General features: G+C 44.6%; 19 protein-coding genes. 3 read left to right on the plus strand and 16 right to left on the minus strand.

Annotated elements, in window-relative coordinates; translation table 11 throughout:
* Positions 1–136: 136 nt before the first annotated feature.
* The 3 genes from AB4Z30_RS04485 to AB4Z30_RS04495 form a co-directional block, all read right to left on the minus strand.
* Complete coding sequence (locus tag AB4Z30_RS04485; RefSeq protein ID WP_441923675.1) at positions 137–403, minus strand: hypothetical protein; 267 nt, start codon at positions 401–403, stop codon at positions 137–139.
* Positions 404–500: 97 nt separating this feature from the next.
* Complete coding sequence (locus AB4Z30_RS04490) at positions 501–965, minus strand: SRPBCC family protein (protein ID WP_441923677.1); 465 nt, start codon at positions 963–965, stop codon at positions 501–503.
* 31 nt (positions 966–996) lie between these two features.
* Positions 997–1,578 carry a TetR/AcrR family transcriptional regulator gene (locus AB4Z30_RS04495; RefSeq protein ID WP_441923679.1) on the minus strand — a complete coding sequence of 194 codons (582 nt, stop codon included), beginning with the start codon at positions 1,576–1,578 and terminating at the stop codon, positions 997–999.
* A 285-nt stretch (positions 1,579–1,863) separates the two neighbouring features.
* Here AB4Z30_RS04495 and AB4Z30_RS04500 point away from each other — a divergent pair, with 285 nt between their 5' ends.
* Positions 1,864–3,096 carry an MFS transporter gene (locus AB4Z30_RS04500; RefSeq protein ID WP_441923681.1) on the plus strand — a complete coding sequence of 411 codons (1,233 nt, stop codon included), beginning with the start codon at positions 1,864–1,866 and terminating at the stop codon, positions 3,094–3,096.
* An 86-nt stretch (positions 3,097–3,182) separates the two neighbouring features.
* Here AB4Z30_RS04500 and AB4Z30_RS04505 read toward each other — a convergent pair whose 3' ends face one another.
* The 4 genes from AB4Z30_RS04505 to AB4Z30_RS04520 all read right to left on the minus strand — a co-directional run bounded on the left by AB4Z30_RS04505 (position 3,183) and on the right by AB4Z30_RS04520 (position 10,419).
* Positions 3,183–4,295: an HD-GYP domain-containing protein gene (locus AB4Z30_RS04505; RefSeq protein ID WP_441923683.1), complete on the minus strand. Its 1,113-nt coding sequence runs from the start codon at positions 4,293–4,295 to the stop codon at positions 3,183–3,185.
* Between the two features lie 533 nt (positions 4,296–4,828).
* Positions 4,829–6,664, minus strand: a complete 1,836-nt coding sequence (locus AB4Z30_RS04510) for a UbiD family decarboxylase (protein WP_441923685.1) — start codon at positions 6,662–6,664, stop codon at positions 4,829–4,831.
* 474 nt (positions 6,665–7,138) lie between these two features.
* On the minus strand, positions 7,139–9,082 hold the full coding sequence (locus AB4Z30_RS04515; protein ID WP_441923687.1) for an S-layer homology domain-containing protein: 1,944 nt from the start codon (positions 9,080–9,082) through the stop codon (positions 7,139–7,141).
* Between the two features lie 74 nt (positions 9,083–9,156).
* Positions 9,157–10,419: a dockerin type I repeat-containing protein gene (locus AB4Z30_RS04520; RefSeq protein WP_441923689.1), complete on the minus strand. Its 1,263-nt coding sequence runs from the start codon at positions 10,417–10,419 to the stop codon at positions 9,157–9,159.
* A gap of 460 nt (positions 10,420–10,879) precedes the next feature.
* On the opposite strand from AB4Z30_RS04520, the gene AB4Z30_RS04525 reads away from it, so the two are divergent.
* Positions 10,880–11,332 (plus strand): hypothetical protein, encoded by a 453-nt coding sequence (locus AB4Z30_RS04525; protein ID WP_441923691.1) that lies wholly within the window; start codon positions 10,880–10,882, stop codon positions 11,330–11,332.
* Between the two features lie 150 nt (positions 11,333–11,482).
* Here the strand turns inward: AB4Z30_RS04525 and AB4Z30_RS04530 are convergent, their stop codons facing one another.
* The 4 genes from AB4Z30_RS04530 to AB4Z30_RS04545 form a co-directional block, all read right to left on the minus strand.
* Positions 11,483–12,775, minus strand: a complete 1,293-nt coding sequence (locus AB4Z30_RS04530; protein WP_441923693.1) for an amidohydrolase — start codon at positions 12,773–12,775, stop codon at positions 11,483–11,485.
* Positions 12,776–12,848: 73 nt separating this feature from the next.
* Positions 12,849–13,142 (minus strand): hypothetical protein, encoded by a 294-nt coding sequence (locus tag AB4Z30_RS04535; protein ID WP_441923695.1) that lies wholly within the window; start codon positions 13,140–13,142, stop codon positions 12,849–12,851.
* A 74-nt stretch (positions 13,143–13,216) separates the two neighbouring features.
* Positions 13,217–14,314 (minus strand): saccharopine dehydrogenase family protein, encoded by a 1,098-nt coding sequence (locus AB4Z30_RS04540; protein ID WP_441923697.1) that lies wholly within the window; start codon positions 14,312–14,314, stop codon positions 13,217–13,219.
* Positions 14,298–15,005 (minus strand): class I SAM-dependent methyltransferase, encoded by a 708-nt coding sequence (locus AB4Z30_RS04545; protein ID WP_441923699.1) that lies wholly within the window; start codon positions 15,003–15,005, stop codon positions 14,298–14,300. Before AB4Z30_RS04545 ends, AB4Z30_RS04540 begins: the two co-directional genes overlap by 17 nt.
* Positions 15,006–15,135: 130 nt before the next feature.
* Here AB4Z30_RS04545 and AB4Z30_RS04550 point away from each other — a divergent pair, with 130 nt between their 5' ends.
* Positions 15,136–16,245 carry a helix-turn-helix transcriptional regulator gene (locus tag AB4Z30_RS04550; protein WP_441923701.1) on the plus strand — a complete coding sequence of 370 codons (1,110 nt, stop codon included), beginning with the start codon at positions 15,136–15,138 and terminating at the stop codon, positions 16,243–16,245.
* Positions 16,246–16,486: 241 nt separating this feature from the next.
* Here AB4Z30_RS04550 and AB4Z30_RS04555 read toward each other — a convergent pair whose 3' ends face one another.
* The 5 genes from AB4Z30_RS04555 to AB4Z30_RS04575 all read right to left on the minus strand — a co-directional run bounded on the left by AB4Z30_RS04555 (position 16,487) and on the right by AB4Z30_RS04575 (position 22,071).
* Positions 16,487–17,500 (minus strand): FecCD family ABC transporter permease, encoded by a 1,014-nt coding sequence (locus tag AB4Z30_RS04555; protein ID WP_441923703.1) that lies wholly within the window; start codon positions 17,498–17,500, stop codon positions 16,487–16,489.
* The gene (locus tag AB4Z30_RS04560; RefSeq protein ID WP_441923705.1) at positions 17,497–18,522 is read right to left on the minus strand and encodes a FecCD family ABC transporter permease; all 1,026 of its coding nucleotides are present in this window, start codon (positions 18,520–18,522) and stop codon (positions 17,497–17,499) included. The genes AB4Z30_RS04555 and AB4Z30_RS04560 overlap by 4 nt, the downstream gene beginning before the upstream one ends.
* Before the next feature lie 117 nt (positions 18,523–18,639).
* Positions 18,640–20,607, minus strand: coding sequence for an AraC family transcriptional regulator (locus AB4Z30_RS04565; RefSeq protein ID WP_441923707.1), 1,968 nt, complete (start codon positions 20,605–20,607; stop codon positions 18,640–18,642).
* Between the two features lie 289 nt (positions 20,608–20,896).
* Positions 20,897–21,784: a membrane protein insertase YidC gene (gene yidC, locus AB4Z30_RS04570; RefSeq protein ID WP_441923709.1), complete on the minus strand. Its 888-nt coding sequence runs from the start codon at positions 21,782–21,784 to the stop codon at positions 20,897–20,899.
* A complete protein-coding gene (locus AB4Z30_RS04575; RefSeq protein WP_441923711.1) occupies positions 21,721–22,071 on the minus strand; it encodes a hypothetical protein in 351 nt (116 codons plus the stop codon). Before AB4Z30_RS04575 ends, yidC begins: the two co-directional genes overlap by 64 nt.
* Positions 22,072–22,099 lie beyond the last annotated feature (28 nt).

The following is a 22,099-nucleotide window of genomic DNA, read 5'->3' on the forward strand; positions in this document are numbered from 1 at the left end:
CACTCTACTCCATATCTCATCATCGCAAAAGGTGCTGTAACAGGGATTCTTTACGTCTCTGTTATAGCACCTTTTCTTCATGATTAATGATTGGATTATTCATTTGTTTGATCTCATTCTGGAGTCGCTCCATATTTCAGGCGAATAGAAATACAATACCCTTAATCAGAAAAACCGTTAAGACTGCGATGACCAACACCTTGCCAAACGCTCGAAGTTTCTTCACAAACAAGTCTAATCGGGAATGGTTTACACTAAATAGAGACTCACCTATTGCAATCAATGCAACCGTTACAGCACAGGTGAGAACATATTCAAAAATATTAAACTTTCCTGTTGCCAGCAGAAGAACACTAATTAAAAAAAATGCTACCATTTGGATTCGATAAAATATAAGCTGCATGTAACTCCCCCTCACTTACAAATACATACGTTTCAAGCAAAGGTTGGGTTGTAAAAAATTCCTCTTTAATCTTCCGGCCAAACACGCTTCGTTTATGTCATGTTTCTTCCTGCTCGAGCAGAGCTTTCAATCTCGCATTACGGCTTTCCAGAAAAGTCTGCATATATTTTTTTAGAACAAGGCGCTCTGCTGCCCATCCCAGCAATCCGAGAGGAGCTTCAAAGTACAAAGTATCTCGCATGCAGGTCTCACGTTCTCCACATACGCTAAAATGATGCTCATGCCGCATGCTTTTGAACGCCCCCTTCTCCATCTGATCAACAAACAAGAAAGGCCGCTCATAATCTGTGATACGTGACTTCAACCGTTGTTTAATCCCAAAATGCGTAGCCTCAAAAGTAACCGTATCACCCGATCCGATTGGGCCACTCATTACTCCTGCGACGGCTCGTTCTCGCGTGTGCTTCCACACCGTCTTTGTATGTATGTCAATGTCACGCGCCATATCAAAACACCGTTCAATCGGAGCTTCTATGATGGTTATTGTGGTTACTTCAATCATCAGCGGTACCCTCCGTTCTCCCGAAATTCGTTTATTGCAACACAGCCAGCGATGCCCGGATGCTTTGCTCAATAAACGAACGCTCAGGTCCTGACTTCATTAGCACCGTTATACCTATCATAGACACAAGCAGAGATTGTGCCACAAGTCCAGCATTTAAATCTCCTCTTATTTCTCCTCTTTGTTGTCCTTTTTCGAGTGCCTCTCTGAAAATAACCGCTAAATACATCTGATGCTCTCGTGATAACACAGCAAATTTAGGATCATGAGGAGCCAGTTCAACCATCGTGTTAATACAGAAACACCCGTGACTGGCATCACCTGTGCCCCCCTCTGTTGCAATACGCTCGAAAACAGCGCAAAAAGCTTCTTTAACGGACCCTCCTTGACCAAGCATTGCTCTAATCTGTGCGGCATGGGCGGTCGTATATCTACGAAGTACAAGTTCAAATAACTCCTTTTTATCTCCAAAAGCCGCATATAAGCTGGGCCGTTGAATCCCCATTGCCGTTGTCAAATCCGTGAGTGACGTCGCCTCGAAACCTTTGACCCAGAATACATGCATAGCCGCATCAAGCGCATGTTCTGTATTGAACTCCCGTTTTCGAACCATAACACCGCTCCTTTTTTTATTGAACAGTACAATTATATTTTAACCTAACGGATTGAAAAGTCAAAATATCTGTATCTCATACCACTCTCCATCCCTCCAAAATAAGACCGTTTTAAAGCTGGATTTTCTAAACGATTATATCTTAATTCTCTAATAAACCTTAGATCTTTTTTTTGAATAAGCAATTCTCATTGACATTCATGCGAAATAAATATATTGTTAATCCCAATAATAATATACCGATTGGTACAGAATAATTCTATATTCGAAAGGATAGCGATACAGATGCAACGTTCTTTTCAAGATTCAAAAATAAGCACTTCGACAAAACACAGTATGACAAGTACACTGGCTTGGGTGTTTGCAGTTTGCAGCGGCCTGTCCGTAGCGAATATCTACTATGCGCAGCCATTGCTGGATTCCGTTGCACTCGAGTTTGATTTGTCTACTGCAACCATCGGCTCTGTAATTACAGTTACTCAGATTTGTTATGCACTGGGTCTGTTAATGCTTGTTCCGCTTGGAGATCTCGTTAACCGCCGCAAACTGATCATCATACAGATGCTCTTTTCGGCAATTGCTCTAATGGTTGCAGGCACGTCTGCTTCAGAATCCATTCTTTTCTTAGCTATTGCGATGGTTGGGTTATTAGCTGTGATCACACAAACATTCGTTGCATACGCAGCCCATTTGTCTTCTGAGTCCGAACGAGGCAGCATCGTAGGCCGGGTCACCAGTGGTATTGTCATTGGCATCTTGCTTGCACGATCCGTCGCCGGTTTAATGAATGACTGGTTAGGCTGGAGATCTGTTTATTTATTTTCTGCTAGCCTAACGTTAATAAGTCTATTTGTATTGATGCGCATGCTGCCTCACCAATCATTCAAACCATCTAAACTTAGCTATTTGCAATTGCTTGGCTCCACCCTTCGATTATATGCAGAGTTGCGCGTTCTTCGAATTCGAGGAATCCTTGCCATGTTCATTTTTATGGCGTTCAGCATATTATGGACTGCCGTAGTATTACCACTCAGCGCGCCTCCAATATCGTTATCTCACACTCTTATAGGCGCTTTTGGCTTTGCAGGTCTTGCTGGAGCACTCGCTGCCGCCAAAGCAGGTAAACGAGCAGATCGTGGTTTAGGACAGAAAACAACCGCCGTTTCTCTTATGCTTTTAGTGTTATCCTGGATTCCGATTGGATTGTTACATACTTCTTTATGGTTCCTGGTTGTCGGTGTAATTCTGCTTGATCTTGCGGTGCAAGCCGTACATGTGACCAATCAAAGTCTGATCTATCAAGTCCGCCCGGAAGCTCAAAGCCGATTAACGGCATCATATATGATCTTCTATTCTATCGGCAGTGCAATTGGTTCCTTAGCTTCTACACAAGTATATGCCTGGTCAGGCTGGAAGGGGGTATGCTGGTTAGGTGCAGGTGTCAGTACCGCGGCTTTGTTGGTATGGGTCGTGGATCGTCTGTCTGATCGGTGGGTTCCAGCCAACCGTAATGGTTAACTACGATTGAAAGTTTTTCCTCACTAAAAAACGAGCTTCTCATCCAAGGACAAGAGGCTCGTTTCAACGGTCTTCTTTTTCATGACTCAAATTAACAATTCGTTAATGGAAAGGGTGCGTTCTTTGGATAGATCCCGGTACTCTTCTGACTCCACTTTGATAAGCGGTTTGAAAATATCGGACGCATTGTTCATAACAATGACACCCTTCTCTCCATTGCTTAGCAGTACCTGTTTTCCAATAAAGTTAGGTAGCAAATGCTGCATTAGCGCTTGAACTGCTTTTTCATTCAATTTACCAAATCCCATGCCATAGATATCCCTGAGATTGTTGATCAGGTTCGGATTGCTTGCACCATGTTTACCGGTCCGCATACCAATGTAAATATCAGCAACGGACACAATTTGGGTATACGGATGAATCTCACCTTTTCCGATTTGCATTGGATAGCCTGAGCCATCTTCTCGTTCATGATGCTGCAAGGCTACAAGGGCTGTAACTTCATCTGTCATCGAGTTTTTAATAATTTCATGTCCGTAGATGGTATGACGCTGCAGTTCAAGCTGCTCGTCCGCCGTCAATGGCTCTGTTTTATTCCGGATTCGAAGTGGGACTTTACATTTGCCGATATCGTGCAAGTAACCTCCGCGGCTGATCTTGTAACATTCTTCCTGCGAATATCCGAGCCAGCTAGCAATATAAAATGATAATAGACCTACCTGAATCGAATGGGTGTAGTTGTTAACGTCATCACGTTCCAGCATCATCAGGAGATGTACAACGTCCTTTTGCTCATCAAGTCCTTCCACCATCGGCTGCAGAGCATCATCCACCATCGTTGCATTAAATTTGCCTACAGTCAGCGCTTCCAGAAACGCATTCTGATAATTATGTACAGTCTGAAGGAATTGAGACTTCATCTCTTCCTCAGGAGGTTGTTCACCCGTGTTTGTGCTGCTTGTTGTACTGTTACTTCTTGATTCCGATGCATGTTTCATAGAAGCTGCAAAAAACTCCGCTTCGGTAATTCCTTCATCACGCAATTCAATATCTACGTAATCCACACGATGCTGCATGAGCAAGGTAATATCCTCACTTCGAATGACAGTCCCCTTTCCGAGAATGTGCAATCCTGCATCACTAAACGTATCCGCTGTCAGACGGTCCCCGTCTTGCAGGTTCATAATATGGATTCTCAATCGGAACTCCCCCTGAACAAATGTTTATAGTTAACAGCACCCGGATCTTCGGGGCCAAGACATACTTATACATCTTATATCGTATGAAACTAACATTTCTTACATAGTCCAAATGACCTTAATCATACAGGCAAACATGAACATCTAAGACTTTATCCTCATAGGTAATATGGTATGATCCCGGTTTTTATTTTCGCGTATACGAGATTTTCTAGCTTTTTCACATATTCCAAAGAAAATAAACTAGGGTGTGTCTGAAAACGCTGAAGGAAGCCAAATCTGCTGAATTCTCATTCCAAGCCAAGAAATTTACCGCAGACCTACCGGCACGTCAAGGGAAAGTGACGCAGCATGGGCGAAAAGGCAGTAAAAGATGCACATCAGCAAGTTTCAAGACCCGCTCTAAACAAACTCATCAAAAAAGGAAGCCCGATTACCTCGTTTGGACTTCCCCACTTTGTATCAGCTTCCTCTAAAATCTACTCGATATATCGGAAACTATATAAGGCGTTATAAAGCGTTCCGAAAGTCTTTTATAGTTTAATGGATTCTAGGCTTGCTCCTTTTACGAAAAAACGTTCAATCCCCTTCTCCATAGACGCATCGGGAATTAGCGGCGGAGCCTGATGCGGTTTCACCCGCGCATCGATAATGATCTGATCACAGCCCCAGTGCTTGTGATTATAACTGCTGTTCACTCCGTACATGTCATGCGACGGATTACTGCGCGTAAACGTAGCCCATAAGAAGTTGCTGAGGTTCGCACTTAGGAACGAGCTGTCATCACAGACGATAATCATCGGGCAAGCTTCCAATCCCCCACGTTCTTGCAGAACATCCGCGAAGTCTTTCATATCTTTTGCTGTGTCTGCATAATTCGTGAAAGCAGTTGTCTGAATCGCAACCATGCCCGGCATAATCAGTTGCGGATTTTCATAACCGCGAATATTTTTCAATGACTCCGGCACTTCTTTGCACAGATCACGAATCTTGTCACCGTAAGCTGCCAGTACCACCTTACTGCCACTGTTCAGCCCCGTACCCGAGTAATCTAGTGTATCAATGGTTGTATGCGTATGAAAATGTATATCCCGCTGCAAATCCATTCTTTCCAGTATATAAGTCAGGAATTCAACTTCCTTATGTGTGTCGAGTGGCTGCTGATCTTCGGCTGTAATAAACAAGTATTTCGCCAAGCTGAGTTGTCCTGTCCCCAAAATTCGGTTAGCAATAGTCAACAACTCGGTTGGCTGCTTTACATCCGTATAAGGGGTGTAACGTTCACTGCCGATGGCGAACAACAATGGATGTACACCAGCAGCATCCACGGCATGTACCTCTTTTACACCCGGAATTTCCTGTTTGATGGCATCTCCCGTAATTTCATGGATCAAATCGCCAAATGCCGTATCCTCTTGCGGCGGACGACCTACAACCGTAAACGGCCAGATTGCGTTAGGTTTGGCATACACTTTATGCACACGCATGAGCGGAAATTCATGAGTCAAGCTGTAATAACCCAAATGGTCGCCAAAAGGACCTTCTGGCTTGGTTTCGCCAGGGTAAATCTCACCTGTAATAACAAAATCGGCGTCATTACTGATGCAGTACCCATCCTTGTAGCTATATCTAAAGCGGCGTCCGGCAAGCAGGCCAGCAAAAGTCATCTCACTTAAACCTTCTGGCAGTGGCATCACTGCCGCTAACGTATGTGCTGGCGGCCCACCGATGAAAATGCTGACCTTCAGCGGTTCTCCCTTTTTCACAGCTTTGGCCTGATGGATTCCGATTCCGCGATGAATTTGGTAGTGCAGACCAATCTCTTTATTCATCTCATAGTCGTTGCCGCTAAGCTGTACACGGTACATGCCCAGATTAGAATTCATAATGCCAGGTTTGTCCGGGTCCTCTGAATACACCTGAGGCAAGGTTACAAACGCCCCTCCATCCATCGGCCAGTGTTTGATCAGCGGCAGATCAGAAATCTGGATCTCCTGCGCCGAAACAGGAAGGCTGATGGATTTTTGCTTCGGCAATGCCTGCCAGGCAGCAAGTCCTGTTTGAATATGCTTGAATGGCGTCTTGAGCGCCTTCATAGGGTCGTCTCGTACATCCATAACCCGCTGTACACCTTCCAGCGTCTCGCGGAACATGAACTTACTGCGTTCAACGGTGCCGAACAGATTCGATACGGCTTTGAACCTTGAACCTTTTACATTTTCAAATAATAGCGCAGGCCCCTTAGCCTCATGTACTTTCATGTGAATTGCAGCCATCTCCAGATTCGGATCTACCTCTTCCTTAACCCTGATCAGATGACCATGCTGCTCCAGATCGTTAATGCAATCTTCCATATTGCGATATTTCATCGGATGGCTCCATTCTGTGTATTATAAAATCGCTAGATTCTGTTGAACTTAAGGTCTTTACACGGAGCACTCCGATGACAGAATAACCTTTCAATCGCTGTTATCCCCAGATTTTTTGATTCCCTTTTTCTAAGGGAAAATCCGGTGATAAATGCGAGCGCTTCGCTTTTCCAGGTTTTTTCTGTCCTCTCCGTTACTGTGTAAATAAAATGTTCAAACGACATAGATTTTGTTCATATATTCACATAGACGCGTGAGATGCTTTTTCTATTAAAAGTTTGCTGAGGCGTCCCTTCTATATTATCAAATGATCTGCCGCTAAACAAAGCTTTCGTTAAAATTAGGATTACACAGAAGTAATTTGTTGTTAGAAATCAAAAACACCTGTCGTTCATTCAACGATAACGTTAAACGAACGACAGGTGTTCCATGTTGTTGGGATTACCTTTTAATGAAGAATCATTTAAAAATAAATTAGATCAATCCAGCTTTAGCGAGTAAACGTTTCACAATAGCTGCCGTCTGTGCACGGCTAATGTCAGCGTCTGCCATCAGTTTTCCGTCAGCACCTTGTACCAGACCTTGCTTAATCGCTGATGCTACAGGCTCTGCAGCCCATGCTTGGACTTTGCTGCCATCACTGTATGAATCCAGCAGGTTTGCAGTTTCGGATGCATCTGCTTTGGCCAGGTCTACCAGTTTCATCGCACGTGAAACAATCGTCATCGCTTCGGCACGGGATATTTCGTCGTTTGGACGGAAGCTGTTATCCGTGTAACCGGAGATCAGTCCGTAGGAAACTGCGGTTTGCACTTCATTTTCATACCAGCTATTTGCGTTCACGTCTGTAAATGTCGTCGTAACTGCACTTTCAGGAGAATGCAAACCAAGACCTCTTAGCAAAACAGCGGTAAACTCTGCACGTGTAATACTGCGGTCCGGTGCAAATGTGTTATCTCCTGCACCTTCTACAACTAGACGTGAAGCCAGATCCTCAACATCCGTGCGACTCCAGTGATTGGAGATATCCGTGAACGTTGCAGGATGGTAAATCAGCGCATACGTACTGTTTGTCAAGCTGTTAATTACCGCAGCATCATTGGTTGTACCTTTGATCACTTTAGTTGGCACATGCAGCATTGTACCATCCGCTTGAAGCACAACACCTGTGGTAATCTTGGAGCCGTCAGTGTCTTTAGGCAATATGATCGTACGCTCTACATACGAATTGAAGCGATTCACATCGACCTGTTGTCCTTGATAAACGGCTTTGACCTCGAAATCAACCGGAGCCGCAATTACCGTTGTATTATTCATTTTACTTGCTGCCGCCTCAATCGCTGCTTTCTTTGTGTCATTGCTTGGTACAATGGAAATTTGGAACTTTACATCTTCCAAAGATGCTGAGCCACCAAGCTGTCTTACGATCTGATCGACCTTGATTTGACTGGCTGGAAGGGTATATGTTCCTGTATCCGTTTGGATAACAACCTGTGCATTGCTGCCTTCCATCGTTTTGACCAGTTTACCGTTCAATTCACCAACGACCGCGTTCGTACCTGTGCCTGTAACTGGGAGCAACAACGTACGAAGTCCGTTCCCCACTTGATTAATCACTTTATTGTTATCCACATGAATCGTTGTTGTTACCTTGTTATCTATCGTTGATGTTGATGCCGTTGCCGACTGCTCCTGCTTTTGTCCGTTCACGTAAATATCTACGCCTTTAGTTGCCACTGGAGTTGAAGATGTGGTTGGTGCAGATGTTACAGGAGATGGTGCCGCTGAGCCCCCACCTGATGAACCCGTCGAAGGCGAGCTAGAGTTACCGCCTGAGCTAGCTGTTGTAATGGTGATTGTTCCACCCATTAATTGGGCAGATGCTTCATACACGGGTTCAACATTTTCAAAATGCCAATGTTCTGAATCATTCAGATTCACTTTGAGCAGTTTTTGTCCAGGAGTTGCATTGTTTTTAGCTTTAAACTGGATTGTGAATAGTTGCTCTCCTTTAGAGATCCAATCCTGCTGTTCTGTACCTACCCAGATAATCCGTACCCAGCCCTCCTCGCTATTGACGTTAGCATAGAAATCAGCCGGACTAATCACTGTTGTGAATGAAGGATTCGTGTTACCCGTTCTAGGTGTGATCCCGACAACCTCCAAAGCGCTTGTATCATAATTAATTTGCATGTTATACGCCTTAATTGGGATCTCCGTTTCTTTTAGAACAACAGGAACCGTAACGGTTTGACCCGCCTGCACATTTTTGTTCGTAAATTCGACCTGTGAGAACGATGGTTGGGAACTTTCAGCCCCTGCGGAAAGCGGGAATACCAGGGATGAAAATAACGTCAACATAATCAGACCTGACATTGTTTTTCTCAATCTTGGACGTTTCTTTTTCGTTTGAAGCATGTAATAACCTCCATGTCTATATTCACGAATCTATGATTTGAAAATCAGTATTCACATAGTAAAAATAGTAGCTTTTAAGGGCTTTCGTTTGGATCTGGTGTTGGTGTTGGCGTTGGATCTGGTGTTGGTGTTGGTGTTGGATCTGGTGTTGGTGTTAGTGTTGGATCTGGTGTTGGTGTTGGTGTTGGTGTTGGATCTGGTGTTGGTGTTGGATCTGGTGTTGGTGTTGGATCTGGTGTTGGTGTTGGATCTGTGTCAGAATTTGAATTTGGAACTTTTGTTTTAGTTACAAAATAGAAAGGAGCGAGGTGCATATCAGTCGGTGTAACTGAAAGAACAAGATACTTGCCAACCTCTTCATTTCCAATTGTGTAACTACTATGAATAGCGCCATTTATTTTCTCATTGAAACTTAACCCTTCTAGATCCGCTGAAGTTGCCGTATACCACTGATAAGTCAAAGGTACGTTGGTACCTTTATCAGCATTCCAGATTTCAACATCACTCCATACGCTGTTACCTGTCTGCACTTCACCCTGTAATGTTTTATTAAGAACTATTGCCTCATCCTGTTCATCCATAAAACTCAAAATATAGCTATTATCCTTTGCACCAAGATGTCCAGAGGCATACCCTTCCAAAAAGGCACTCATATCCGCTAAGGTTACAAATCCATCACGGTTAATATCCAATCTGTTCTTTTCAATCTCAGAATGGCTACGACGAGTGATTCTGCTAAAGTAATTCTTTAGAATAACTGCATCGGCAGAATCAACCTTATCATCACCGTTCAAATCTCCTTTTTTACTAATGTGGAGCTGGATATTGTCTGTAACGATTTCGTGCGGCACTAGATTGAGATTGATATTTTGCGGCTCCGATTCTATCAGGCTAAGTTGCTGATTAGGAGTATAGTTCGCCTGTAACTTTATGTTAATTATGCCACTTCTGTAGGGAGTGACTACCAATTGATTTCCATCATTTACATATACCTGTGCTATATTGGGTGCATCTATTTCATATACATTTTGAGCAACTGCGCTGATCCCACTAAACTTATCTTCCGGAAAATGAGTGCTCAGATCAATCGTTATTGTATTACCAGTTTGGACTTTAATTGGTACTTTAAGTTGATCAGTATCACTTGAAGAACGATTTAACCATTGGATACCATCATTAAGTACAGGGCCTGAAATTTCGATTCTTGGGCCAATCGCTCCTGCTTGAACTGGAGGAAGTGATCCGGCTAAAGGTAAAGCAATACTTAATCCTAGCGCGGCTAACATGCTTTTTTTCATGATCGGCTTTAATTTTTTGTGTTTATTTTTCCCCTTCAATTCATGTTCCTCCTCGTGTTTATCTGAAATTTATATAGATACATACCAAGTATAACGACCTATTCTGAACCGATTCTGAACAGGTCTATAGAACTATTACCAGTTAACAATCGACAAAAAACGCCATGGGATAAGCTCCCATAGCGTTTCAATCATCAAAAAATTTCCATTTCCGATTCATCTCGTAAAAAAATATTTTTCAATATGCTCAGATTCCCATGTAGAGCTCATTATAAACATACATTCGCCCACTCATATATACCAACAACAGAGTATGTATTCCAATATATTACATGTTATACTTCATATTAATACAGTAAATTGCACGCCAGCAGTTACCTCAAGTTCCGAACATATTACCAACGATGAGGAAAATCAAAAAAATTGATTCTTCGGACAGGTCATTCGAGGTAATGGCTTAAAGAAAGGCGGTTATATTATAAAAAAACGAATTCGAATTATGCTCATCATTTTCTTCGTTAGTTTTATTGCGCTGTTCATCTTTTATAAATTACCTTATAACATTGAACAAGATTATACAGCTAGTACGTTAGACGGAGAAACGATTAAAATTCAAGTTGAGTTAAAAGGTTATCGTAATTTTTTTACACCTACCCGTTTTAAAGGGATCATGGTTATTGATCATGAGGTGTACGATGTTTTTGAACCTGACAGAGCAGATCGTTTAATGACCAAGTTAAAACAAAAAATGAATGGAGACATTTATTTTCCAATTGTCGCCAATAAAAATCGAACAAAATCGGATGATTTTTATATCATTCTATGGACTGATCCTAAATTCAAAAAGTTATATTTGATTCACGCTAAAAATGATTCTCGCTATTTTGCCCCAGCAACTAACGCTTCATCTGCTAATCAAGTTTCGGGTGAAATACAGCAATACTTGAAATAAAACAAAACAGCGTCTAAGGAACCTTCCCTCTCGCGCAAATAAAATACATTTATTTGAGCAGGTATCCGGTGAATGACTCAGCCATTTACCGGATGATTTATTAGAAAACTTCCCTTTAGTAATTCAATTAATCAAGACAATCGGGAATAGTTAGATTCCTTCCACAATCCGCTTTGCGCGAGTGCTCACTTCACGATATAACACATCCTCATCGATCGTGAGCAACTTTCTATCCTGCATCAAGATCTTTCCATCCACAATGGTAGTATGCACATCTGCTCCATTCGCGCTATAGGCCAGAAGCGACTCAACATTATGAACGGGCTGTAGGTGAGGTTTAGCAAGATCAATCAGAATGAGATCTGCTGTATAACCAGGCGCTAGCATCCCTACTTCATTCTGTAGTGAAAGCAATTTCGCACTCCCACGGGTTGCCATATCAAGCACTTGACGTGCTGGAAGTCGGGTTGGATCACCGTAGTCCAGCTTTTGTAGCCAGCATGCAGCCTTGATTTCTTCGAACATATCCAGTGTTGTTGCACTCCCTGCTCCATCTGTCCCGATTCCCACCGTAATTCCTTCTGTGATCATCGCCTCAATCGGAGCAATGCCACATCCGAGTTTCAGGTTACTAACCGGATTATGAGCGACACCGCCGCGCATGCCCTTCAGCCTGCTAATGTCTTGAGGATTCAGATGTACTCCATGAGCCAGTAGCACATGTGCTCGCTCAAACATGCCTGCTTCCTCTAAATACTCCGTTGGTGTCATGCCATAACGGCTGCGAACCTTCTCTACCTCTTCCTTCGTTTCCGCCAGATGAATGTGTAGTGGAATATCGCCCTGAACAGCTATCGCAATGACCTCACGCAACGGTTCCATCGGACAAGTGTAAGGAGAATGTGGTCCATACATCGTTGTAATTCGCCCATTCGCTTTCCCAGACCAGCGCTGCACCAGATCAATCGCTTCTTGCAGTCTGCGTCCTCCATCATCCTCCATAAAAACCATACCGCGTGTCAGCGATGCACGTATGCCTGTCTCCTTGACCGCTTCCGCAATCTCATTCATATGAATATACATATCGGCAAAAGCAGTCGTTCCTGAACGAATCATCTCCGCGATAGACAATTGGGCTCCCCAGTAAATATCTTCGGGTGTCATCCGTCCTTCGGCAGGCAGCATCTTGCGCTCCAACCAATCCATCAGCTTCAGGTCATCTGAAAAACCCCGAAGCAGGCTCATAGGCGAATGCTGATGTGCATTCACAAGACCGGGCATCGCCAGTTTATTTCGACCATTGATCACCTCATCCCCAGGCTTAGGCATGATATGACTGGCGATCTGCACGATCTGATTTCCCTCAATACGAATATCTCCGGTAAACGGCGCTTCGGCTTCTTGCATCGTTAGAATCGTCGCTTGCTGAATCAAAATACTCATGTACTTACACTCCTCTGGTTTGGATGTATTTGTCACCAAACCAGCGTAAGGCTTCACGTAGCGGTAAGGTCAATCATTTTATTCGCGCAGTCGCCACTTGATGAAACGTTTGAATAAATGGCTTGGGATCAATCTCCACCATATAAGGAAAAACACCTGTGCTGGTATGCAAATAGAAGAATCCGCCTTCCTTCCCCATTCGGCGAAAAGACATATCGAACACTTCTGTAATCAGAAACTCCCTGTACTTGGTCACGATTCGATCCGAATAGAGGGTCATGGTACGGGCATTCATTTCAATCTCCTGCGAAATGGCGGTTACCTCTCGCTGTACTCTGTAATATGGTAATACGGCAATACAGTCCATGATTTCCCTCCAATCGTACTAGATCCATAATTCCATCATAGCAGATCGGAGGGTGCCAGCAAAAGAACATGAAGCTAGGTGATCTTGGTTGTCACCTTCAGTGGCGTATGAAGTGCATCCTGAATGTCCTGCAAAGAAAGAACCTGTTCAATATGAAACACACCATGAGGCAACTCTGTTGTATATACGCGTTCTGCCAAGGCTGCTGCTACGGCTGCTGTCGCATCTGCTTCCTTATCGCCAACGAGCAGTTGTTCGACGCGGACTTGTTCACCATTTTCCCATCCTACCGCATCGACCTTGACCGCATACATTGCCTCTCCTCCGGGAATAAGTCCAAATGCCTTAACCGTTCCACTCCGAATAGACGGCATACGGAGCAAAGAAAACAACCCTGCACGTTTGGAGATTGCCATGGATTTTGTGATCCAGCGTGAGTCCAGGCATAGTCTGGTAGAGACAGTTGGAATACGTAACGTTCGAGCAACCACATGTTGGTCCGAAAAGTTAAATCGGTATGCCTTCCGGATCCCCAGTTTTGCTCCAAAGTCAATCCTTTTGCCATCTCCGAAACTTTGCACCTCAGCAGGTTTGCCTTTTTGCATCACCTGGTAGGTAGCATTCATCTGATCAACGGTCCACTCCACAGCAGCTTTTCCGTGTTTCTCCCCAAGTCCCAGCATCACAGTAATATCTGCTTCCTCCACCTGATCCATATGCATGGTCGCTTCGCGTACAAGCAGGTTAGTCACTCCCGGTGATAATCCAACGCTGAGGATCGCGGTCGATTTGGAACGTTGCATTTTGGTGTGCAGTTGTTCAACCTGGGCGAGAAAATCATATTTTGCAGAAATATCAATATAGTCCGTTCCAGCTTGTGCACAGGATTCAACAAACCGGGTATCGCTCTGATCGACACACATGATGACCAGCTTCACAGACCGTAACATGGATGCCTCCAAAGGTTTGGTCACATCCAGTTGCAGGGGCAGTACCGCACCACCTGTTGATCGGCTGAATTCTTCCGCACGGTTCATGCGTGTTCCCGCTGCCCATACTTTACCCGGAAACATACGTCCCAGCTGAGTACATATCATCTGCCCCACTTGACCATAACCGCCGACTACCCAGATCTGATCTTTCACAGGCTTCACATTAGTTTCGACTTGCATAATACCCCTCCACCCAGAACGCCCCGAAGTAACGTGTAATATGTGAGAATCCGCATTCGGTCAGTAGCTGAGTCATCTCTTCAGAGCATATGGGATCGGATTCGTGGCCCAGAGATGCAGCAAAGCGCTCCCACTCTTCCGGAAGCACACCTGCACTCAACATGTGATCCTTCCAAGCTTGCATCATGACTGGATGTGCAGGTGAACGAAGATCGGCATTTACAGCCGCAATGATTAGGGGTGCACCCGGTTTAAGTCTCGCTGCAAGGCTCGTCAGGAATGCTCTCTTGGCCTCCATCCCCTGAAGGAAGTGCAACATGAGCATGCTTGTCGCTCCATCATATAAAATATCCTCCGGTAATTCTTCAACCGTGACAGGTTGCAGTCTCACTCTGGAACCGATGCCTGTTTCTGCGACTCTTTCTTCTGCAAGTTGCAGCATGGGTTGTGAGGGATCTACTCCGGTGAACATCCACCCGGAATGGCGTGATCCAAGCAGAGCAATTTCTTTCCCCCCTCCTGCTCCGGCCACAAGTATACGAATATCGTTGTTATTCGTAAGTGATGCTGCAAGCAGTCGTTCCATTAGATCATGCATATGAGAATACCCTGGAATTTTCAGGGCTATCGATTGTTCGTAACGATGAACATCTGCTGTTTCCCAGCTCATCGGTGATGGATTGTGATTCATGGACACCGCACTCCTCTTGAATTGAAGTTAGACTTGACTCGTTGTTCGTCTAATTTCATTATAGAAGGATACGCCCAGCCTACAATCCCAGAACATTGGGATATGCGCATTAGAGAGAGGAGAAATTTTGTTGACATTACGTATTAATCGGAGCCACAGACTTATCACTTCTCTTGAAAAGGGAACTTGGACCTCACGTACCTACCGGGAAGCCGTTTTGAAGCAGATCCTTACGGTTGTACCATACGACGCGTACTGTTTCACCACCGTTGATCCCCTGACTCTTCTCTCCACAGGGGCTGTGACAGAAGAAGGCATTGAAGCCATTCACGATCGGTTATTCGTCAATGAATACATGGAAGAAGATATACATAAATACGCTGAGTTAATACGAAGCGGTGAACATACAGCTATACTTCATGCATCCGTGAACACACACCCTGAACAAAGCTCAAGGTATGTCAACATTCTTCAGCCAGCGGGGTTCGGTGATGAACTGCGCACTGTATTGGTCAGTGGAGACGCTTGTTGGGGATATCTGACCCTATATCGTAAGACAGAAAGTGCTGTCTTTACAGAGGAGGAGCGGTTAATGATTCAGTCCTGGACCACTTCTATTGCATCCATGCTGCGATCCACGAGCCTGACACTGATTGATGAGATCACGAGTGGAAGTCCCGTCGAACCCGGAATTTTGATCACCTCGGATACGTTCCAGCTCTTATCCCTGAATGCCCCGGCAGAGTATTGGCTGTCCCAGTTACGTATGCTGGAACATGTAGGGCCAGACGTTCTGCCACGTCCGGTACGTGCAGTGAGTTCCCACTTGCAACGCAAGAATCAGGCAGAACGGGCTGTTGATACTCAGAACGCTCCCGACTCACCATCCAAAGTTTGCACTCAACTTCCGGATGGGCGTTACCTTATACTTCATGCCAGCCTCATGCAACAGCTTACAGGACCCCATCAGATTGCCATTCGTCTGGAGCAGGCGATGCCGCAGGATCTGCTGCCCTTGCTTGCCGAGAGCCATGGATTATCCAGTCGAGAACGGGAACTGCTTGGTTATGTATTGCGCAGCTACTCTTCCAAAGAGATTGCAGCCGCGATGCATATTTCTGTATACACGGTTCAGGATCATTTAAAATCCATTTTCGCCAAAACCAAGGTATCCTCCCGTCGCGAGCTCATCTGGTATTTCTTTTCCCGTTTCCAGCTGTCAGATGAGCCTTCCATATAAATCCTGGTGTAATTTTAAAGTAATCAACTTGACTATCCAATAATGAGAAAAATCCAAAAGATGCCAATACGATATCCTCGTAATGGCATCCTTTTTTATATGCTATTGAATAATAAATATAGCGGTAATGCAAGCTAGCTTCAATTATTAAACTTCATATTTTGCATTCTACTTTTAAACGCAGCGTGCAGTTCAATCGAGCTGTTTTTCACAAAAAATCCAGACCGTTTCATTGATTGTGTTATTTCGCTTTTGCTAGCAAATAAAGAAAATATGGAACACTAATGACTGTAATAACGATTCCTGTCGGCACATCTCCTACCAGGCTAACCGTGCGCGTAATCGTGTCCGCCAGCACCACGACTAGTCCCCCGGCCAAGCTGGCAGCCGGAATGAGCAATTTGTGATCGGGACCGACCAGTTTTCTGGCCATATGCGGAGCGATCAAGCCAACGAAAAAGAAGCTCCCTCCCACGGCTACACTGCCAGAGGATAAAGCAACAGCAGCGATGGACAACCCCAAGAACTGCCGTTTCACGGAAACCCCAAGCCCCTGTGCTGTCTGATTGCCCAGATGGAGGGCATTCAGTATGCGAGCCTTGTAAAAAATATAGCCGAGTAAGATCAAGACCCATGGTGTCAGTATGGAAATATAGCCCCAATCATCGCCCCATAGGCTACCCGCGAGCCAATACAGCATGAAGTTCATCTGCGAATCATCCAGCTTAAGTGTCAAGAATGTCGTCAGCGCCCCATATCCGCTTCCTAGCGCGACCCCGGTCAAGATCAAACCGATTGGCGATATGTCTCGCCCGCGGCGATACGATAATAAGAAGATCAAGCCCGCCGCCAATAGTCCGCCAACAAAAGCCAAGAGAGGCAGAGCAATGAAGGAACTCTTTCCTGTGGATGCAATGAATACAACGAAGAACAGAACAAACAAACCCGATCCCGAACTAATTCCCAGTGTACCAGGACTAGCCATGTCATTACGCAGCAAACTCTGCATCACGACCCCCGCCGCTCCCATTCCCAGACCTACCAAGATCGAAAGTACAATTCGTGGCAGACGAAAATCAAACACAATCAGATTTTGCTTATCGGTACCGTTTCCTATGAGAACGTTCAGGACTTCTAGCGGTGAAAGATTCATCTTGCCAGAATTCATGCTAATAATAGCAATCACAAGGATGAGCACCATAAGCACTACATTGATGACAATGCCTCGTTTCACCGTATAACGCCGCTTGGTCATTCATATTCCCTCCTTTGTCTTCGTGCCAAGAAGAGAAAATACGGCACACCAATGATAGAGAATATAATCGCAATCGGCGTTTCGAACGGTTTATTGATCAAGCGTCCAGCCAAATCGGCCGATACGGTCAACAACGCACCATATAACGCCGCTGCCGGAATAATGTATCGATAGTCGACACCTACCATATATCGCACAATATGTGGAGTAATCAGACCCACAAAACCAACCGGGCCAACCACAACAACAGCCAATCCAGTCAACACGAGTACAATAATGGTCGACAAAATCTTGACCAGTCCGCTTCGAATGCCGAGTCCACTTGCCACATCATCTCCCAAACTGAGCAGTGTAACGGAAGGGGATAGCGCCAGTGCCAGCAGTATGCCACCAACAAAGAGCGGTGAGATAATCAGCAATTCTCCCCATTTGACACCCGCTGTACTACCCGCTGTCCAGAATGTCAATGCTCGGCCCAGGTCATAATTGATCGCCAAATACTGACTGAGTGCGCCAAACAACATTGAAATAGACAGACCTGCCAGTACAAGCCGCTGAGGCGTCATTCCGCGATTACCCAGTGACGCGGTAAAGTAAGTCATACCGGTGGCGATCGCTGCTCCCAGACAAGCGAACAACATCATCTGCCAATACGAATAACCCGGCAGAAAGGCTAGGCATAGTGCAATTGCAAATGCCGCGCCAGAGCTAATCCCCATCAGCCCGGAGTCGGCCAGTGGGTTGCGAGTCGTCCCCTGCATGATCGCACCACATACCGCAAGGCTGCACCCAACGATCAGATCAGCTACGGTACGCGGGAGACGCATCGTTTGAATAATTTGATGTTCAGTGAGCATTGGATCAAATCGGAAAATAGCCTCCCATACTGTTGCTAACCTCATATCAGCAGCACCAAACATAATTGATGCCGCCGACATGAGGACCGTTAATCCAAGCCCTACTACCATGTACATGGTGAAGTTCATCGCCCCACGGCGTTTTCGTTCAGGCTTGCTTTTCATCTCGTTTCCCTTTCATTACCTATTGACAATCCAAACGAATATGGATATTAACGTCCATAAATTCGACTAGTCATGTTTGAAAATTTGGAGTTCTTAGATAAAATTTCGTTCTAACTCTTATTTAGCTAATGCCAGCAATTGACTAACAATATAATCTATCAATGCACTGGAAGTCATTACATCGGTGGACCAAGATAGCGAGGAATCCACTTTTACGATCCGATCATGTTGCACAGCAGGTATGGAATTCCACACTGCATTATCAGCAGCAACGTTTCCATCTCCTAAGAAGATCATATAATCCCCAGAGTAAGCGGGTAATACTTCCATGGAGACATCGCCCCAATATTTATCTGCGTCGATAATATCCGTTTGGACCTTTGGAGGTGCCTGCAATTGAAGTTCATTGTAAACAAGCTCACCAACCGCATGCTTGGCCCCAGCTATGTAGTTACTTTTATCACTGAATTCTCCAACCGTAATCTTCACATCGGATAGACCCGCATTCTGAAAGGCTAGCTTGGATTCTTCGATTTTTCCGTTATAAGCATTCAAAACAGCCTTAGCCTCTTCCTGTTTGTTCAAAACATCGCTAATAAAATGTATCCGCTCTTCTGTAGTCATATCACCATAAGGAACATAAATGGTCGGGGCAATTTTGGATAAATCATCATATGACTCATCGCTCCATGCCAAAATGATGAGATCAGGCTCAAGCGTCATGATATCTTCCGGCTCCATGGCTACTTTAATGGAGTCTGTAATCTGGTTAGCATAAACAGGCTCCGTCTCCCCCCTTGCCGCTCTTGCCACACCTAAAGGAGTTACACCTAGGGCTACCACATCACCAACCAAATAATCCACTACAACTCGCTGAGGGTTGTTAGGTACCTCAACATCACCCTTAACTGTGGATATCGTTCTGGTCTGCGAGACGGCTTCTGAAGCTTTTGTCTCCGACCCTTCCTGTTGTGCCGTCTGCTGTGTCTGCGCAGGTGTTGTATTCACCGTTCCCCCATTATTCGCTGGCGTCCCTGACGTACATGCCGTTAATAACAGCATCATGCTTATCGCAGCTGCCAAAATCATTTCTTTACTTCTTAATGATCCAAACATAATTGATTCCCCATCTCTATAAGACTTGACTAGACTCGCTAGTTCCTTCTCATCGTAAGAGAGATGAGAATCATTATCAATACCATCAACCTGCATGGATAGTGCGTTTATTTTCCGATAATCACTTGGTGTCATCTTGTAATGTTTCTTAAACATTCGGAACAGGTTCTTCTGATCTGCGAAACCAGCTCCTGTTGCGATTTCTTTAATCGTTGCTTCTGTATGTTTCAAGCCATGACAGGCAGCTTCAATCCTTCTCTGAATGAGATACTCCTGTAAGTTCATCCCTTCCCTTTTTTTGAACAACCGTGTCAATTGTCCACCACTGATCCCAAACATATCGGCAATTTGTTGAAACATAATCGGCTCCCTGTAATGTTTATCGAGATATATCTTGGCAGAACAGGCTGGATCTGGCTGGAGATACCGAATCTCACCACCTTCAAGATCTCTGTACACCTCTTGAATCAATTGATATAGAAAACTTTTGGCCTGTAGATGGTCCATCGCTTTGCCACGTTTCCAGCCATTCATCATCCGTTGGAACCAATCGCGTAGCAAGATGGGATTACTTGGCGTATAACCAAACTGTTGAACAAATGGATTTACTTGCTCTAGTAATTGCTGCAGATGTTTCTTGAAAAAGAGAGGTGACTCTGCTCTATAAAACACCATAAAGGTCTTCACAATCTCCTCTTTAGGCGTAATACTGAGCAGGCTCCCCTTCCCGCCGTGAACTAAACCGAAGCGTTCCATTCCAAATGTGGTTTCATTAAGTTGGATTTGCGCTTCTCCCCCATATGCATAGATAAACATGCTACTAGGCATTTTATATTGTTCCAACGGGTATTGTGACGCTACATTCTGAGAGCGTACATCTATTAATGTAATGGTGGAACGTGTCCAGATGCTCGCCATCGTCTCAATCATCTCGGCTGTAAATCCCTGTCTTGTTTCTTCCTCTTGCATCTATCCGCACTCCTCATTTCACTTTTTCCCATGTATATATCACTCATTAATTGATATTGATTATCAATATCATATTTCATCAGGTAAGTATATCATCATTAAGTGATATTGGGGAACAGGAAGCGGACGTTATGTTGTTCATCAGCTTACGCAAAAAGACTAAAAAAAGGAATACCCTATAGTACAAAAAAAGCCTGATCCATATGGATCAGGCTTCTTCATTATGTTTTTCGTGTTCATCAAGTTTCTGTAGTCACCATGTTTCCGCAGCCAACTGCGAGCAAGTTTATTAAGACTTTGCAGGTTTGCGAGTAGGCTTGGATGAGGTAGATTTTTTATTCTTTTTCTTACTCACTTCCACAACTACAGGCTCCTGCGGGTGTTCTACCGGGTACATTTTGCGGAACAATAATGTCTGTAGTACCAGGAACGAGCCCCCCACGGTCCAATAGAGCGGCATCGCTGCCGGGGCTGTTAGAGAAAAGAATGCCATCATTAACGGGGATAGATATCCCATAATCGCAAATTGTTTACGTTGCTCAGGAGCCATGTTGGCTTGCGATACCTTAGCTTGAATCAGATAAATGACTGCAACCACGACAGCAAGTACGTAATCCGGTGCGCCCAGTTTAAACCAAAGGAACGAATGGGAGGACAACTCCGGTGTAAGTCGAATCGCTGTGTAGATCCCGGACAGAATTGGCAACTGAATAAGCATCGGTAAGCAACCAATATTCAACGGATTGAACTTATGTTTCTTGTATAGTTCCATTGTTTCCTGAGACAGCTTTTGCTTATCAGCAGGGTCATTTTTGCCTTCATATTTTTTCTTGAGCGCATCCATTTCAGGTTTCATGGCGTTCATAATGACTCGTGTTCCCTGCTGGGATTTGGCTTGACGCATCATCAATGGCAACAGTGCTAAACGAATGACCAGCGTGATCACAATAATCGCGACCCCGTAACTTCCGTTAAATAGGGTTGCAATGTGCTGTATTGAGTACGACAGCGGAAATACAATATAGTGATTAAAAAATCCCGGTGTCGATGAATTAATCTCCGATACATTATTACTGCATCCGGCAAGCAGCATGACCGCGAATAAAATCGCAATCAGACCATAGATCCGTCCCTTGCCAGACGTAAGTGTGAACCTCTTGTTTGTATTATGTTCCATATATATCCTCCTTGTTGATTGCTTGATTCAAGTCTCAACAAGGTAAAGCAGTCTGGTTCATCTTCATCCGGTGCTTCTTTTCGTCTGACCATGCGGCTCCAGTCTTCCGGCCTGCGCTGTAAGTTCAAGCCAAGTGCCGGAAAAACAGGTTCAATTCCGTCCCCAGCGCCACCTTCCATCCAGTACTCCGTCATGCCACAGTGAAGATGGGCAATATAGGCGTAACTAACGGTAAAAATCAGACCAATGGAGAATATATACGGCAATAGCTCATGTAATTCAAACAAGAGATTCACCCCCTTCATACGTTTATTT

This window comes from Paenibacillus sp. 2TAF8 (assembly GCF_052114825.1).
Classification (GTDB): domain Bacteria; phylum Bacillota; class Bacilli; order Paenibacillales; family Paenibacillaceae; genus Paenibacillus.